The 13,544-nt window shown below is 29.5% G+C and carries 16 protein-coding genes; 1 reads left to right on the top strand and 15 read right to left on the bottom strand.

Annotated elements, in window-relative coordinates; translation table 11 throughout:
• Nucleotides 1-333: 333 nt before the first annotated feature.
• The 6 genes from CX675_RS04530 to CX675_RS04505 form a co-directional block, all read right to left on the bottom strand.
• Entirely contained in the window at nucleotides 334-1,302 is a 969-nt protein-coding gene (locus CX675_RS04530) for an NAD-dependent epimerase/dehydratase family protein (protein WP_130734033.1), read from the bottom strand.
• Nucleotides 1,303-1,307: 5 nt separating this feature from the next.
• Complete coding sequence (locus tag CX675_RS04525; protein ID WP_130734032.1) at nucleotides 1,308-1,763, bottom strand: DUF2147 domain-containing protein; 456 nt, start codon at nucleotides 1,761-1,763, stop codon at nucleotides 1,308-1,310.
• A gap of 48 nt (nucleotides 1,764-1,811) precedes the next feature.
• Complete coding sequence (locus tag CX675_RS04520) at nucleotides 1,812-2,411, bottom strand: Crp/Fnr family transcriptional regulator (protein WP_130734031.1); 600 nt, start codon at nucleotides 2,409-2,411, stop codon at nucleotides 1,812-1,814.
• A 630-nt stretch (nucleotides 2,412-3,041) separates the two neighbouring features.
• Nucleotides 3,042-4,061, bottom strand: coding sequence for an LLM class flavin-dependent oxidoreductase (locus tag CX675_RS04515; protein ID WP_130734030.1), 1,020 nt, complete (start codon nucleotides 4,059-4,061; stop codon nucleotides 3,042-3,044).
• A gap of 59 nt (nucleotides 4,062-4,120) precedes the next feature.
• Entirely contained in the window at nucleotides 4,121-4,492 is a 372-nt protein-coding gene (locus CX675_RS04510; RefSeq protein WP_130734029.1) for a DoxX family protein, read from the bottom strand.
• A gap of 26 nt (nucleotides 4,493-4,518) precedes the next feature.
• Nucleotides 4,519-5,175: an NAD(P)-dependent oxidoreductase gene (locus CX675_RS04505; RefSeq protein ID WP_130734028.1), complete on the bottom strand. Its 657-nt coding sequence runs from the start codon at nucleotides 5,173-5,175 to the stop codon at nucleotides 4,519-4,521.
• A 126-nt stretch (nucleotides 5,176-5,301) separates the two neighbouring features.
• Between CX675_RS04505 and CX675_RS04500 the strand changes: the two genes are divergently transcribed.
• Complete coding sequence (locus CX675_RS04500) at nucleotides 5,302-5,613, top strand: helix-turn-helix domain-containing protein (protein WP_240723594.1); 312 nt, start codon at nucleotides 5,302-5,304, stop codon at nucleotides 5,611-5,613.
• A gap of 72 nt (nucleotides 5,614-5,685) precedes the next feature.
• On the opposite strand, the gene CX675_RS04495 is transcribed toward CX675_RS04500, so the two are convergent.
• From CX675_RS04495 to CX675_RS04455, 9 genes are all read right to left on the bottom strand, one after another.
• Nucleotides 5,686-6,144, bottom strand: a complete 459-nt coding sequence (locus CX675_RS04495) for an SgcJ/EcaC family oxidoreductase (protein ID WP_130734026.1) — start codon at nucleotides 6,142-6,144, stop codon at nucleotides 5,686-5,688.
• 9 nt (nucleotides 6,145-6,153) lie between these two features.
• Complete coding sequence (locus CX675_RS04490) at nucleotides 6,154-7,131, bottom strand: hypothetical protein (RefSeq protein WP_130734025.1); 978 nt, start codon at nucleotides 7,129-7,131, stop codon at nucleotides 6,154-6,156.
• 25 nt (nucleotides 7,132-7,156) lie between these two features.
• Nucleotides 7,157-8,035 (bottom strand): NmrA/HSCARG family protein, encoded by an 879-nt coding sequence (locus tag CX675_RS04485; RefSeq protein WP_130734024.1) that lies wholly within the window; start codon nucleotides 8,033-8,035, stop codon nucleotides 7,157-7,159.
• 98 nt (nucleotides 8,036-8,133) lie between these two features.
• The gene (locus CX675_RS04480) at nucleotides 8,134-8,718 is read right to left on the bottom strand and encodes a Crp/Fnr family transcriptional regulator (RefSeq protein ID WP_130734023.1); all 585 of its coding nucleotides are present in this window, start codon (nucleotides 8,716-8,718) and stop codon (nucleotides 8,134-8,136) included.
• A gap of 954 nt (nucleotides 8,719-9,672) precedes the next feature.
• The gene (locus tag CX675_RS04475) at nucleotides 9,673-10,596 is read right to left on the bottom strand and encodes an AraC family transcriptional regulator (RefSeq protein WP_130734022.1); all 924 of its coding nucleotides are present in this window, start codon (nucleotides 10,594-10,596) and stop codon (nucleotides 9,673-9,675) included.
• A 15-nt stretch (nucleotides 10,597-10,611) separates the two neighbouring features.
• The gene (locus CX675_RS04470) at nucleotides 10,612-11,559 is read right to left on the bottom strand and encodes a chlorophyllase (protein WP_130734021.1); all 948 of its coding nucleotides are present in this window, start codon (nucleotides 11,557-11,559) and stop codon (nucleotides 10,612-10,614) included.
• Nucleotides 11,560-11,659: 100 nt separating this feature from the next.
• Entirely contained in the window at nucleotides 11,660-12,028 is a 369-nt protein-coding gene (locus CX675_RS04465; RefSeq protein ID WP_130734020.1) for a DoxX family protein, read from the bottom strand.
• Between the two features lie 17 nt (nucleotides 12,029-12,045).
• Nucleotides 12,046-12,672, bottom strand: coding sequence for an NAD(P)H-dependent oxidoreductase (locus tag CX675_RS04460; RefSeq protein ID WP_130734019.1), 627 nt, complete (start codon nucleotides 12,670-12,672; stop codon nucleotides 12,046-12,048).
• 30 nt (nucleotides 12,673-12,702) lie between these two features.
• Complete coding sequence (locus tag CX675_RS04455) at nucleotides 12,703-13,428, bottom strand: pirin family protein (RefSeq protein ID WP_130734018.1); 726 nt, start codon at nucleotides 13,426-13,428, stop codon at nucleotides 12,703-12,705.
• Nucleotides 13,429-13,544: the final 116 nt, after the last annotated feature.

The raw sequence follows: 13,544 nt of genomic DNA, 5'->3' as shown, positions 1-13,544 counted from the left end.
AAATAAAAAACACAAATCAATGTAAAATGAGGAATACCTCATCTTGAATAAAAAGATTAATAATATTTGTTAAAGAATTAACGAAAACCCGTTTTTAATTCATAATTTATAAAACACATCTGCGTGTAGAGTTTAATTTGGGTAATTATTCTTTACAATATTGAATTATGACTACAAGGGTTTTATTATATTAGAAAATATTCCAAGATTCATAAAGGTATTTTAGTTGAAATAATTTACTAATAATGCATTAAAGACCAATTAAAAAAATCAAAAATGATTTTTTTAATTGGTCTTATTGGATCTAAAAACACTAATTAAGAATAGAATAGATTATTTCATTAGATTTAGTCCTTGCTCGATTGTAACGATAGGTTTATATCCGAGTTCCACTCTTGCTTTTTTATCGGTAGTAATAAACTCTAATCCTAAAGCATTTATAAGACCTTTATAAAGTGGTGGATGTCCTTTTAACCTGAGAGTTTTCCAAACAAATTCCATAATTGAAGCTACTCTTTTAGCTGTTGCCAATGAAACATTCTTATCAGGGATAATCACTCCTTGTGTACCAACATATTTTTTTATAAAATGCTTAAAAATTGGAGTTTCTCCATCTGTTATAAAGTAGGCATTCCCATTATTTTTCCTGATTGTTTGTTCAGCTAATAATAAAGCATGACAAACATTGATAACATTACAGGTTACAAAACGATGTTGACCTCCTTCAATAAATTGCATTCTCCCTTTCTTAACGGCATCGATTATCCCTACTAAAGTATTTGGATCTCCTTTGCCCCAAATTAATGGAGGTCTAATAGATACGGTTTGAAAAGAAAGTGTATTGGCATTTAATACTAATTTTTCTGCTTGCGATTTTGTTCTAGAATAGCCATCAATAATATTATCCGACACAAAAGTTTCATCTGCATTTACTATTGGTTTTCCATTCATAATTACCGAAGCTGCGCCTAAATAAATAAACTTATTTACATTATTGCTTTTTGAAATAGACAATAACAATTCTGTAGCATCAACGTGCAATTTTTTTAGATCTTTTTCAGATGCAAAAAAATCAACAGAAGCAGCCAAGTGAAATACTACTGAACAGTCTTTAACACCAATTGTCAATGCTTGTGAATCGTTTAAATCGCCTTTAACAGCAATTGCCCCTAATCTTTCTACTTTTTTAATCGATTCATTAGAACGAGCTAAAGCTTTTACCTGATACCCATTTTCTTTGAGCATTACGATTAGATTCTGTCCTACAAAACCTGACCCCCCAGTTACAAATACATTCTTCATTGTTATTAGTTTGCTTTAGTCCAAATGTTTGTTTTACCCAATAAAGAAATGCCCATGTAACCTCTAACTTTCAGAGTCTTATTGGGTTGAATTGTCAAATAACAAGAATACGTTTTACCAGTTCTTGCATCATAAATTTCACCCCCTTCCCAAGTAGATTTACCATCGAATTCCAGATCTTTTAATATTACTAAACCAATTATTGGATCTTTGTGTTTTGCTTTATCTGGATTCTTGTTGTCTGTTTTTGGTTTACCATTTTCGTTTGGTTCTTTGAGCCAAATAATTTTACCGAAGAATTTTTTTTCTTGTTGATATATTTCAATTTTGGCAGCTTTCTCTTGGTTAAACCATATACCGACTATTTCATTATTAGCTATTTGACTAAATGAATGTGTGGTTTGTAATAGGAACAACAGTAAAAAAAATAGTCTTGTAAATCTTTTAAGTAAATTATCCATTCTCTTTGTATTTTAAATTAGAATACAAAGGACAGAAATTGGGTAAACTTAATTTTTGCTAATTCGCAAAAAATCCTTTTTAGTTAATTCTTTTTTAATATGGCTTAATGTGAATTGAGAAATCCCAAGATAAGATGCTATATGACTCGCTTGCACATTGTTTGCAATAGTTGGGAAATGCTCTAAAAATGAAATATATCTTTCTTTTGCAGTATTTTGAAAAATTTGATCTCTAATTTTTATTTTATCAAATAAGGTTCTTTCAGTTATTTTTCTACACAGCTTGTCCCATTCAAAAATTTCTTTATTAAATATATTTAGTACTGAGTGCGTAATAATAATAATTTCACAATCTGTTGCAGCTACACAAGACACAGAAGAAGGTGTTTGAGAGTTTAAGCTATCAAGGTCTGCAATAAACTTATTAGAGTTAACAAAATGGACAGTATGTTCCTCTCCTTTTTCATTATAAAAAAATAGTCTTACAACTCCTGATGTAACAAAATAAAGATTATTGCACTTTTCACCTGTTTTCCATAGTAAGTCACCTTTTTTTAGGGTATCAAATTCTAGAAAAGAAGCTATATAATTTTTACTTTCAGATGAAAGTCTTACAAATGTTTCAAAATAGTTGAAAATACTCTTCATAATTTTTTTAGTAAAGTTTTACCGCTTTTTTGATTACTATTATAATATTTAAGCTTGTAACAAAATAACTTAAAAACAAATAAAAATCATTAGAAATTTATTTAATAAAATTAGATAAAATTCAGTAAATATTTTTTGCTATTTAACAAAAAATATTTACTGAATTTAACGTGAGGATAGTTTACAATAAAATTAAGACAGTCATGAATAAGTGTATATTATTTTGCTTGAAATAAATTTATTTTAGTATTTGAAAATTTTTCTTTTAAAAAAATCTGTATCTTCAATCACTCTTCTATCTTAACTTTTGGATTATATTAAATTGCACTTAATTTGTTTTTTTCAGTATTTTATTTACACCTTCAATTGGTTTTCCATATAAGCATTACTGTAGTTGGGAAGGTATGTTGAGCAATGAGAAAGGTTAGTTCTTTATTCATTTCACAAAGTCCTACTATCTCTTTTAAGTACACTTTTATTTGTAATTGAATAGTAGCTATTTGTCTTTATTTAGATACTGTGGATGATTTTCGTATTTATTAATTATTATTTCTAAAGCTAAAAGAATAGATTTTTTTTAAAAAAGTCTTAAAAACAAACCTCTTGCAATTGTTGTAAGAGGTTTGTTTTTTATGAAATCATTTTTTTCATTGTTCCAATTAATTCAATAGACCGCAATAGTTTATCCTGATTTATGCTGGCCATGTCCATTTGAAAAGTTAGTCTGTCTATACCTCCCAAGGTCTGGTTATGATACTCAATTTTTTCAGCAATACTTTCTGCACTGCCTACAAACAAAGCTCCAAGTATAGAAGTATATTTTTCAAACTGTGAATGAGTTACAGGTGGCCAACCTCTTTCTTTGCCCATTTTTGTCCAAATAGTTTGGTAACCTGGAAAATATTCTTCCTTGGCTAGTTTATCAGTTTCAGAAAGATAACCTGGTACATGAATACCTACCTTCAAATCTTCCGTTGCATAACCAGCCTTATTCCCAGCTTCTCTATACATATCAATTAATGGGCGAAAACGATGCACTTCTCCGCCAATAATGGCGACCATTAAAGGCATACCTAATTGTCCTGCTCGTTTAAAAGATGAGGGAGAACCTCCAACTCCTAACCAGATTGGTATTTTTTCTTGTTGCGGTCTTGGGTAAATTGATTGTTCTATTAATTGAGATCTGTATTTTCCCTGCCAAGTGATGGTTTCTTCTGCACGGATTTTTAGAAGCAATTCTAGTTTTTCTTTAAAAATAGCATCATATTCTTGCAAATTAAAGCCAAACAAAGGAAAACCTTCAATTGAAGAACCTCTGCCCACTACAATTTCGGCTCTCCCATTTGAAATTAAATCGATCGTAGCAAATTGTTGAAATAATCGAACAGGGTCAACTACACTCAATACCGAAACCGCACTCGTTAATTTGATATTTTTTGTGCTTTGCGCTGCTGCTGCCAATATAATAGGGGAGGCAGCATCGGCAAATTCTTTCCGATAATGCTCTCCAATTCCAAATACATCCAAACCTACTTCATCAGCTTTTTGAATACGTTGCAAAAGTTCTAAAATAGTTGTACGGTAATCTAAATTATTCCTTTCATCTATACCTACAATTGTAGAAGCAAAACTGTCTATTCCTAGTTCCATAAGATTAAATTTTAGTGTGTCCTTTATGAATATATCTTATCATAAAGGTCACTAATATTTTATTGTTTATTGAAAATTCGATTTGTAATTTCAGGAAAACGAATTACTGCCGCTATCCAAATAATCGCTTCAAATGTCGCTGGAAACATAATATCTTGTTCATGTTGTAAATGTGTTGCTATTGCTCCACCTAAATAGGAAGAGAGTAAAAGCAACCCTAAAATTGCTGTTCGAGGATATAAAAATAATATTACCGAAATCACTTCAATAATACCTAAAATGGCATATGTATTTTTTGAAAGCCCAAAACTTACTCCCATTTCTAAGGCATGTTGCGAACCTATAATTTTATCAATTGCTGATGCAATTAACATTAATCCAACAAGTCCACTTAGTATCCAACCAATGATGTTTTTTGTTTTTGTTGTCATATTATTACTATTTACTTATTTAAATTTTATTTCTCTGAAAGTATAGGCGCTTTGCCAATAAAGTTATCTGATTCTATATTGTTCACGATAAATGTAGCTAATTGCAATCTACTCATTTTGAAAGGTGATGGTGTTTTAGCATAGTTGACGACTAAATTTTTCAGGTCAGTACTGTTATTTAAACCGACAGGTCTTAAGATTATCCAATCGAGTGTTGAGTTTCTCAATAATTGTTCTTGAGCATTATGATCAGTAAAAACAATTTTAAAATTGGATATTTTAATAAAAAGTTTCATAAACCAAGGTGCGTATTTCCAAGAATCTCCTACACCTATAGAGGACAGTGTAATGATGCGTTTTACATTATATTTTAGCATACTTTCTATTGTGTAATGCATCATTTTCTCTAAAGTGTGCGGTGCATCAATTTTTTTAAATGACATACTTTCTTTTTCCGATAACGCACTCAAAGTGTTAATCACAACATCACAATTCAATATGGCTCTTTCTATATCTTGAGACACCGTTGGCAATCCTTTTATCACAGTTAAATTATTATGAACAAAATTCAGTTTATTAGGGTTGCGAACTAAAGCCGTTATTGAATAACCTTTATCTAGAGCTAATTTTAGGACTAATTCTCCTGTTCTCCCTGTTGCTCCATATAGCAATATTTTTTTCATACTTATTTATAATTAGTTTTACAAAGGTTATTATTTAATATGGTATATTTGTAACTAATTACATAAAGGTAAGTAGTTACAAAGAGGATAGTTATGGACAATAATATTCAAGTAGCGTGTCAAAATGTGCATTCAGCCATCCAAGACACTTTATATGTTGTAAACGGCAAATGGAAATTGGTTATACTTTCAATTTTAGTAAACAGCGGTACTAAAAGATTTGGAGAGTTATCTAGAGAGGCAGGTATTTCGCCTCGGATACTTTCTAAAGAATTAAATGAGCTTGAAATGAATCAATTAGTTACAAGGAAGGTTTGTGATACAAAGCCAGTGACTGTAGAATACACAGCTACCCCTTATGCAGAAACACTTAAAGAAGTTATTATCGCCATGATACGCTGGGGTGAAAATCATAGAAAAAAAATAACCTCAATATAAAGAGAAAATGCCTTTAAATTAAATAAGTGGTTTAAAAATTGAACCACTTATTTAATTATTAGTAAATACCTTTTATTGAGACACTTTATTAAACATATATCTTGAAATTTTCCAGATACCATTTTCTTTCTCAAAAAGGAAAAATTCTCTATTAATCTCAGGAACATTTTCATTATTAGCTTTGACAAGTGAAGTCCCTTTGGAAGTACTTGTCACGATTGCTGATGTACCAATAAACAAGATTTCATCAATATTAAATTCAATGGTTGGAGTTATCAAAGAAAACACATAATTATATGATTCTTTAATATTTTGAACTCCTAACGCTGATGGCCCTCCTTGTGGCATAAATTTAGCATTTTTAGTATATAAGCTAGAAGCTAAATTTGCATCTGCTGCACTCAATGCTCTTTGATAAGTAATAATTACAGCTTCTATTTCTTTTCTGTCTTTTTGAGATTGCGCATTTGCAGTATTAAAAGATATAATCACTACAAACATTATTATTGCGAATTTAATTGTATTTTTCATTTTGTTTTTTTATTGTTTATAAACTTTAATTATAAAGGGATTTGCTGGGTTTCCGTTATCAATGCCAAAGGCATAACCAAACTGTGATTCACAAACAAAAAGGTAATTTGAATTTGCATAACTACTAAAAAATATGCCCGAAGAATCTCGTAATCCTGTTTGATAAATTGAATGGATTCCTGTGGTTGTATTACTTAAAACGATTTTGCCTGTAAAACCTTGTGCACCTGAAATAAAGACATCATTAAAATTATAATAAATTGTATTGTTCCCAGCCCAAGTCATGCCATCTGCATCCACTTCAGCACCGCCAGTGTTTACTTCAATAGACTCTTGTGCAGCCCCATTTGAATCAATACCTACAAAAAATAATTTTTTATTTTGACTGTAATAAAAGCCGTTCGTCTTATTGAAAATCATTCCACCAAGTCCAAAGCCTCCGTCTGTAAAATTGGTTCCATCAGCCCACACAGAAACTACATTCGTAATAACATCTATTTTAACTATTCTAGCGTTTGGTCCAATATCACTCACATATATATTTCCTGCATTATCCACATCAATAGCATTTCCGATGCATCCTTCTGGTAAATTCCAACTTCTCTCTAGTACACCAGTTTCGATATTATACGCATTTACTATTCCCATCTGTCCAATAGCATTAGCTGGATTGAAATCATAGGGTTTGTTTCGAATACTTAGCAACCAATTTTTAGAAGGATTAATATTTAGTCCCCAACCCGCATTATAAACACTTGTGGGTGCTGAAACAAAAGTACTTGTTGATAGATCACTTAATTTCACACGAGTTATTGCACCTGTAAAAAAATTTGAAGTATATAAAAAACCATTATACTCTTTTACATCTTCTGGAGAAGCATTTGTTCCTATTTCAATTGTAGCAGGCAAAGGTGGAATACCTATAGGATTATCAACATCTGAACAAGATGACAGCATACTTAAAATTAAGATTGCAGTGAATGACATTTTTTTAAAATTTGCTACCATAACATTAATTATTTTGTTTTATCCATTCGTCTAACGTTGTAAAAGACTCTACTGCTATTTCTTTTGCTAATGCTATTGAAGCTTCAGAATTTGGTCCCATGAAACTATATTCTTCAATATAACCAAACATTTCAGCATATAAATTTGCTCCTTCAAAAAAGGTAGAAAACACTTCTCGATTTACTTGAGTAAAACTGTAATCCTTTCCGTTACCTTTATAGGTTTCAATAATTTCGTTAAAACTGCTTATTTGAGTTACAAAAGACAGCATGCTTCCATTTCCAACTTTCTCAGGATTGGAAAATGCGCCAGTAACTACTTTTCCTAAATCATTGATATCTCCTAAGTGAATTGATTTTTGTTTAGGATTGATTGGGAATGTCCATCCAATGGTGCCATCTTGTTTTAACATTGGAGCTAATATTCCACTAAAATTTTGAAAATAAAAAGGAGGTTGAACAAAAGTATGGTATTTAAAACCCGCATTTGTCACTAATTTATTAGCTTTTGCTTTGCCTGTAAAAAAGGGAACATTAAATTTACCTTTGCTTATTACTTCGACATTTGGAAGTGTTGACCAAATAAAATGTTGAATTCCATTAATTTTTGCGGCTTCAATAACATTTTTGACTTGTGAAAGTTCATCTTGATGTTCTGTAAAATTGGTTACTACAAAAACACCATAGGCATTTTTAAATGCCTCTTTTAAAGTATTTACCTCATTTAAATCCGCTTTTACAACTTCATTTGCTTTTCCTGAATAGTTGTCTGGATTTCTGGTAATTGCTCTTACATTAAAAGAGCCGTTTTCATCAAGAAATTTTACAACTCCTTTACCTTGCATACCTGTTGCACCAATTACAACAATTGTTTTTTTATTCATCTTTTATCATTTTAAATTAATAATGCAAAGATGAAACAAGTACTAAAAGTGTACTTATAAGATATCTTAAGAAAAAATCTTAAACTAGATTAAGGTTTTTATATTTTTGAAGTGAGGTCTTTTCTTATTTTGCTAAGAAATTCTGGGGTAACACCTAAAAAAGAAGCTATTTGAACGTTTGAAATTCTATTAAATAGACTGGGATAATTTTCAATAAAATCTACATATCGTTCTTCAGCTGTAGAACTAATATTTTGAAGTACTCTTTTTTGAAGTCTGATAAATGCATTTTCTACTAATACTCTGAAAATCCTGTTGAAAACTAAATAATTGGTATATAAGTGTAAAAGATTTTTTTTCTCTATTTGAAGTATAATGGAAGATTCCATTGCTTCAATATATAATTCACTAGGCTTATTAGAATAAAAACTACCTAAATCACCAATCCAACCATTTTCTATAGTAAACTGTAGATTATGCTCATTTCCATTTTTGTCAACTTTATACATTTTAAAACAACCTTTTACAACAAAAGTATAATGTTTGCAAATATCACCCTCTTGTAAAATAAATTGTTTACGTTTAATATTTCTTTCTAATAATTTAGTTTCTAATTCTTTTATTTCCTCTTCTTTTAAAGGCAAGTAACTCGTCAAATGATCTATAATAGGCTGGGTATTCATTTTAATAAATTATTTTCAGGTAATGATTATTACAACTATCACAAGACAAAGATATTAAAAGGTTCTTGTTATTATTTTCTATTTCGTGAAAACAATTCCATGTAAGTTTAATTTAATTCTTCAATAAAAGGTATCAATCTTTGATTGTATTCTTTAAAAGCCTATCTAAAATTTCCATTACATTTTTAAAAATCGTCAGCCATAGAATAGACAGGGATATTTTTGCTTTTTTTAGCTACTATCTTAATTCTATCTTATGACACAATTGGGGTTATTATACTACTAAATTTTCTTATTGGTTCATTTTACAAATGCTAAGTTATTTTCTTTTTAAACTTATAGATTTAAATAATAACTTTGCAGTCATTTAACACATAAAAAGGAAAACATAACACAAAGTACGGAATATTGAAATTTTAATATTATGAATTTTAAAATAATCGTTTTTTGTAGCAAATTTTTCTCTTAAAACTCTCATATCCTAAACTACTTTTCTATCTGAAAGCTTAACATAGTGTCGAGTGGTTCGCAATTTTTTATACCCAAGTATTTTGCTTACCAATTATTTTTTTTCAATTTTATATTTTTTTTTACTTTTTTTGATAAGCGCTCACACCATTCTTTTCCTCCTTTCTTTATATCTAAAAGAAATAAAAGTACTATCATAACAATAAGATTAGAAAAAACATGAAAACCAATCTGTTTTTTATTAATAGCACAGTAGCCTTTATTGAAAGAAATATCAATTATATTGTCGTCAATAATTATTATTTCAAAAATAAAATTTGCTAGATTAATTAGTATTAGGAATAAAATTGATTCAATGAATAAGTTTAAAAAGTAATTGTTATGTATTTTCATATTTTTGATTAGTTTACCTAAAAGATTCTATTGTTGAAAAACATAAATTAAGATGTATTATAAAATTTAATATATATTATTATTCTATAAACTTCAATTAAAGGACTGTCTGAACTGTAAAGGTGTTAGTTTAGTTTTAGTTTTAAAAAATTTACTAAAACTTTGACTATGCTCAAAACCTAGTTTAAATGAAATTTCACTTATAGAAAGCTCTGTAGAAGAAAGTTTTTCCTTGGCCATGGAGATTAATTTGTCCTGAATATATTGTTGAGCATTAATTCCTAACAAAGAGCGCATCATGTCACTTAAATAGCCTGGTGAAATAAATAATTTATCAGCAAAATATTTTACTGTTGGAGTACCTGATGTTAAAGTTTTTCCTGACTCAAAGTAATCATCTATAAGAATTTCAAATTTTTGCAATAGATTACTATTTATAGCTTTGCGAGTAATAAATTGTCTTTTGTAAAATCTATTGGCATAATTTAAAAATAATTCAATTTGAGATAAAATCACATCTTGACTGTATTCATCAATTCTGTTACTTAACTCTTCTTCAATTGCAAGAAACAAAGAGACAATCATATTTTTTTCTTTATCAGAAAGATGTAACGCCTCATTCACAGCATATGAGAAAAAATTATACCTCTTAATTTTTGTTGCTAATGTATGTCCTTGAAAAATGTTAGGATGAATTAAAAGAGCAAATCCAGTATGATCAATGTCTTCTTCAATAGAAGTTACGACTTGATTAGGTGATAAGAAAAATAGTCCCCCGTCATTAAAATCTAATAGTTGTTGACCATACTTGATGATCGATTTACCTGATAAATTAGGTTCAAAAGTAATTTTATAAAAATCTAGTGAAAATGACTTTGGCATATTCTCAGTAGCCACAGTATTATTGCTGTTATTTATAACACTAACTAATGGATGCATTGGTTTTGCAACACCTAATCTTTCATGTAATTCTATTAAAGTCTTGATACGATGAACTGTATTTGCTCTTTTTTTCATCATTATGTATAATAATTATTTAGTTTTTATAATTCCTTTTGCATCAGAATCCTTTTGAAGTTGCAATTTCAAATCAATCCATGATGTATCTAATGGATTTAAAGCACTCTTAATATAAGCTAATGTAGATTCTCTTACAAAATTCATGGTTTCAGGATTTTCATCTTGAAGCTGTGCTGCTTCGTCACAATCATAGCCAGATATACCGCCTAGCATATGATGGGTATTTTTTACCAATAACATGCTTTTTTTACCAGGACTGTAATTGTAAGCGTCTTGTCGCCAATCGCTTCTTTCAGAAAAGAATGGATGTGCATCTATATCTCCAACTACTAGCAATACTTCACGATGCATTTTAGAGAACTCAGCATCTATAAAAATTGGAAATTTCTCAGCTGCCGTTAGTGCTAAATCTTTCCCAATACCAGGAGTACCATACATTACAAATGCTTTTATTCGTGGCTCTTCAAGATTAGTAATAGAACCATCTACATTATCTTTTACTTCCATGCCAGCAAGCATTCCTACAGTGTGTCCTCCCATTGAGTGACCCACAATAGCAATACTATCTTTATCAACACGACCTTCTAAACTCGGAACTTTACTAATAATTTCATCTAAATTATCGAGAATAAAATGAAAATCTTTGGCTCTTGATTTCCAGTACAGTGCTCCTTCAGGACCATCCTTGGGTAAATCTAAGCTTTTGGCTTCTAAGTGGGTGGGTTGAATTACCACAAAACCGTTTGGTGCAAAACACTCTACAAGAGGCTCATATCCACGATAAGAAGAAAGAAAGTTTGACCAACCTACTCCGTGAGAAATTAGTATGATAGGTAAATTATGGCCATTTAAAGGCGCAGAAACTCGGAGTTCCATATCAACCAAACGATTGGGAGCTTCTATTACTATAGGACTTACAGACATATACGATGTCTTTTTAATTAAATTTTTACTTGTCATTTTGTTTAATTTTAAATTACAACACAAAATTGAGTAATAAGTAAAGATTGGATGTATCCAAATTGAGAAAAGCTTTAGCCAAATTAAGGTTTTTAATTTTCTACAAAAAATCTCCAAATCTATAATAAGCAACTAAGAAAGATAAAGTAAAAACAACGACTAACATAGGCATCATTTTGTATTCTTTCTTCATTAAATGAACTACTGTGTCGGCAAGCATTAATAAACAAAAACATACACTTGTAATTGGAGTTAGAATTGGTAAGACACTACTATACCATGGCAAAACAATTCCTATGCATCCCAATAATTCTAATACACCTAATATCCGAATAGGTAATATAGATTGACCAGATTTAATGTGACCATCAGCAATATGTTGTTTCTTGGAATTTCTAATCTTGACAATGCCTGGCAAGATGAAAAATATTGAAAGTACTACTTGAAATATCCAAACAACTATATTCATTTTCTAAAAAAATTAGGTTACTTTAAATGCAACACAAATTCTGCAATGGGTAAACGAACTTTTTTAAGCTTGGCCAAAAAATCATTTTCTTCATCTCTATAGCCTAATGCAAGCAATACAACGCTCTTAAGCCCTTTTTCGTTTAATCCTAATAACTTATCAAATTCCTCTGCGTTAAAACCTTCCATTGGTGTAGCATCCACTTTTTCGGAAGCAGCAGCAATTAATCCTGTTCCTAAGCCAATATAGGCTTGCTTTGAAGACCAAATAAAATTCTCTTGATCCGTGTTATTTAGCAAGCCTTGTAACATACCTTTAAAATCAATTAGTTTTTCAACAGGCATTTGTCTTACTTTAGCAATAAGATTGATATAATTTTCTATTGATTCTTGCTTTATTGAATCAAAGGCTGCAAATAGTATTAAATGTGAAGCCTCTTGTACTTGAGGATTAAATGAAGCTGCACTCAATTTTTTTCTTAAATCGTTGTTTTCAATCAAAAAAAGACGATATGGTTGAATTCCCAACGATGAAGCGGAGAAATTAATAGCTGAGATTATTTTTTTTATTTTTTCATCAGATACTTTTTGTTTATTATACTTCTTTGTAGCGTATCGCCAGTTTAAAACATCTAAAATTTCCATAATTTATTATTATAATTTTTGTTAATATATTTAGCAGAAAGTTTTGTATTCTTGAATAGTATTTGCTTCTACACAAAACAATACTCCAATAAATTCGAATTCTATATTATCTGCCCCTGAGATTCTAATGGCATCATCTTTTTCGATAAAATTATTTTGAATCATACCTTCTCCTTCAACCATATAAAAAGTGTAGCTTTTTTCTTTTTTTAAAAAAATAATTTCTTTGGATTTTTTTTCAAAAATAAATTTCTTAATCGCAATATTTGGAGTTAACGTTTCAACTTCACTACCATCCCCGATATAAGTAATTGTTTTAATACCATTGATAATTTTAGCTCTAAAATCGGACGACTTATAATCCTTATATGAAGGTGGTTGATTTAATGAGAGTTTAAAATTTGGGTCAAACCAAATTTGAAATCCACTTGTGCCAGCATCTAATTTTTCTGCATGATATATACCCGAATTTGATTTTATAATTTGAAAATCACCTTTATTTAAAGGAATCCATTTTTTTGTCAATGTATCAAAGTGTTCCTGTCTTCCTTCTAATACAAATGTCATAATCTCAAATCCTTGATGTGGGTGTAAAGGAAATTCAATAGACTCCTTAGCAAAACCATGATTCCAATAAAAAAGATTTGAATAAGGTTTTATATTTTTTTGTTCAGTTGAAACCGGTTTGTTACCAAAAAATTTATTGTTAAATATTATTTCATTGTACTGTTGAGACTTTTTTATTATTTCTATCATGTTTTTAATTTCATTTATAGAATTTGAATAAAGTTTAATAGATTATATTTATTCTAATAAAGTTATCTAATGAATACTTTAAAAGCTTTTTTAAAATGAAAAAAATAATTATTCAT

The sequence above is a fragment of the Flavobacterium sp. J27 genome (assembly GCF_004303025.1).
Lineage (GTDB): Bacteria > Bacteroidota > Bacteroidia > Flavobacteriales > Flavobacteriaceae > Flavobacterium.
The sequence above is the reverse complement of the archived record's forward strand: the minus strand, read 5'-3'. Positions and strand labels throughout refer to the sequence as shown.